3 protein-coding genes are annotated in these 3,106 nt (G+C 69.3%); 2 read left to right on the top strand and 1 reads right to left on the bottom strand.

Annotation, left to right across the window (positions count from 1 at the left end; translation table 11 throughout):
- Positions 1-133 precede the first annotated feature (133 nt).
- Both ACFE8Y_RS21430 and ACFE8Y_RS21425 read left to right on the top strand, forming a co-directional pair.
- Entirely contained in the window at positions 134-1,348 is a 1,215-nt protein-coding gene (locus tag ACFE8Y_RS21430; RefSeq protein WP_375466385.1) for an ABC transporter permease, read from the top strand.
- Positions 1,349-1,864: 516 nt separating this feature from the next.
- Complete coding sequence (locus ACFE8Y_RS21425; RefSeq protein WP_375466384.1) at positions 1,865-2,407, top strand: MucR family transcriptional regulator; 543 nt, start codon at positions 1,865-1,867, stop codon at positions 2,405-2,407.
- A gap of 143 nt (positions 2,408-2,550) precedes the next feature.
- Here the strand turns inward: ACFE8Y_RS21425 and ACFE8Y_RS21420 are convergent, their stop codons facing one another.
- Positions 2,551-2,892, bottom strand: a complete 342-nt coding sequence (locus ACFE8Y_RS21420) for a hypothetical protein (protein ID WP_375466383.1) — start codon at positions 2,890-2,892, stop codon at positions 2,551-2,553.
- Positions 2,893-3,106 lie beyond the last annotated feature (214 nt).

Genomic DNA, 3,106 nt, shown 5'->3' with positions numbered 1-3,106 from the left:
CCCTCCCCCGCAGAGGGGGGAGGGTTCCGCGTGCCCTTCTCGTAAGCAGTCGCCCTTCATGGGAGAGAGCGCCGGTCGCGTATCCCGCAATCCCCGCGGCGCTGGCCCGGACCGTTCCGCGGAGCCGCAAGCGATGAACGAGATCGCCCGGCCGCCCGAGGGCGACGCGGTGTCGGCCCCGATGCCCGGCGCGCAGCCGGTCGTCCTGCGGACCGTCGAGACCGCGCCCGCCGCCGCGCCCCTGGGCACCGCGCGCCGGGGCGGCCTGTCGCCGCTGAACCGCAGGCGGCTCGCGAACTTCCGCCGCAACCGTCTCGGCTACGGGTCGTTCCTGATCTTTGCCGGACTGTTCCTCGTCAGCCTGTTTGCCGAATTCATCGCCAACGACCGGCCGATCGTCGCCTCGTACAAAGGCGAGTGGCTGTTTCCCGTGCTGATCGACTACCCGGAGGAGAAGTTCGGCGGGTTCCTGGCGCGCACCGACTACCGGATTCCCGAGATCAGGAAGGAGATCGCGGAGAACGGCTGGTCGGTCTGGCCGCCGATCCCGTTCTCCTACGACACCATCAACGACGGCCTGCCGACGCCCTCGCCGTCCCCGCCGACCTGGATGCTCACCGACGCGCAGTGCCAAGCGGCGGAAACCGCGCCCGGCTCGGGCTGCGCCGGCATCCCGTGGCACTGGCTCGGCACCGACAACACCACCCGCGACGTGCTCGCCCGCGTCATCTACGGCTTCCGCATCTCGGTGCTGTTCGGGCTGATCCTGGCCGCGGTGTCCTCGGTGATCGGGGTGATCGCGGGCGCCGTGCAGGGCTACTTCGGCGGCTGGGTCGACCTGTCGTTCCAGCGCTTCATCGAGGTCTGGGGCGGCATCCCGACGCTGTACCTCATCATCATCATCTCGGCCTTCATCGCGCCGGGCTTCTTCGTGCTGCTCGGCATCATGCTGCTGTTCTCGTGGGTGGCGCTGGTCAGCGTGGTGCGCGCCGAGTTTTTGCGCGCACGCAACTTCGAGTACGTTCGCGCAGCGCGCGCCCTCGGGCTGTCGAACCTGCGCATCATGAGCGTGCACCTGCTGCCCAACGCCATGGTGGCGACGCTGACCTTCCTGCCGTTCATCCTCAACGGCTCGATCACGACGCTGACCTCGCTCGACTTCCTCGGCTTCGGCCTGCCCCCCGGCTCGCCCTCGCTGGGCGAGCTGCTGGCGCAGGGCAAGGACAACCTCACCGCGCCCTGGCTCGGCCTCTCCGGCTTCCTGGTGATCGCCGCGATGCTGAGCCTGCTCGTCTTCGCCGGCGAGGCGGTGCGCGACGCGTTCGATCCGCGCAAGACCTTCTCCTGACCGCGCGAGACCTTCTCCTGAGCGCGGGACAAGGTCTCGCGCGGGCCGCCGATCCCGCGATGACGCTCGGTCGGTCGTCCGGAGGACTCGATACAGTCGAGGGTACGTCCCCCGATCCCCGAACGCGCCGATGTCGCGATCGTCGCACCCGACCCACAGCAATGCGTGCCGTCCGCACCGCGGAGGGACTGAGCAACGGTGAACCTGTAGCGGGAAGGGCCGGACTTCGACCGTCTCAGGCACGCGGGCCGGGCGTGCGCATGCCGGTTAACGGTCTCTCGGAAAAGCGAAAAACCCAAGCGTTGCGGATGCGCAGCATTCGCGGTGCCGTTATAAGGAAGTTATGCGGAAACGATGGCTGCTGCATGAAGGCGCGTGAAGCCCGGCAGGTAACATCGGCGGTTGAGCGCACGTCGAACACGGATAAGTGCATCGGCATCCTTGCTTTTCTTATGAAAAATCATAATTCCTCGGCTGGGGGAGCTTCTTCAAGGACCATGAACAAGGATCGTGAGTATGTCTGAAACTGCACCGACGGCGCAGATGAATTACATTGAACGGACCGTCGACGTCGTCGCGGCCTACGTCTCCAACAACTCGATACCGACCGCCGAACTTCCGGCCCTGATCGCCAGCATCCACGAGGCGCTGAACAGCGTCGGCACGGGCTCGGCGCCGGCCCCGACGGAGACCGTCGAGAAGCCCACGCCCGCTCAGATCCGCAAGTCGATCCGCCCGGATGGGCTGGTCAGCTTCATCGACGGCAAGTCCTACAAGACGCTGAAGCGTCACCTTACCAAGCACGGCCTCGATCCGCACGCCTACCGCGACCGTTACGGCCTGCCCGCCGACTACCCGACCACCTCGGCGAACTACTCGGCCCAGCGCTCGGCGCTGGCCAAGAGCCTCGGCCTCGGTCAGCCGGGCCGCGCCGCCCCCACCGAGGTGGTGGAGGAGCCGGCGGAAGAGCCGGTTGCCGCGGCTCCGGCCCGCCGCGGCCGCAAGGCCGCAACCGCACCGGTCAAGGGCGGCCAGAGCCGCAAGGCGGAAGCCGCCTGATCGGCGAAGGGCGCGGACCGCAGGGCCGACGGCACCGAGGACGCCGACCCTGTCGATCGGTGTCCCCAGGCCATCGTTCAAGGCTGCGCGCAGGTCTTCCGGCGCGGTGGGCCGCGCGTTGCGCCGGCGACCGGCGCGGCGCGTCACAGCGAGGCGCCCCGCCCGAGCAGCCTGCTTCGCGCCCGCGCGACCAGGGCGGGTCGTGCCTGGATCGCGTCGTCGGCATCGATCAGCGGCGAGGCCGACACGCTTGCGAGGTAGGCGGCCTGCACGTCGCGGCAGGCCTGCAACGCAGCGTCGGCCGCAAGACGGCGGCTGCCGATGGCGGCACGGAATGCGAAATGGCGGTCGAGGCATCCGTGCCACGCGGCGTAGCGGTCCGCGGCCTCGCCGGCGCTCGCCCCTGACGCCCCGGCCAGCACCAGGGCGGCGACCCGCGCCGCCAGGGCGCGGCGCGGCATCCATGCGGGGGGACGTATCGTCATGCGGGCGCAGCTCCGATGACAGGACCCTCGACCCGACGCGGTGAAGATTTCGCGAACCGACCGAATGCGGTCCCGTCCCGGTGCGGGACGCCCGGGCGCCGGGGCGTGCGCCCGACCGCTCAGGATTGTCTCCGCCGACGCACGGATCGTCCGGACTGCGCGTCGAGCAGCCTGAGCATCCTCAGCGGTTTGCGGTTGTGGCTGGGGCGGTTGC

Source organism: uncultured Methylobacterium sp. (genome assembly GCF_964242245.1).
Lineage (GTDB): Bacteria > Pseudomonadota > Alphaproteobacteria > Rhizobiales > Beijerinckiaceae > Methylobacterium.
The sequence above is the reverse complement of the archived record's forward strand: the minus strand, read 5'-3'. Positions and strand labels throughout refer to the sequence as shown.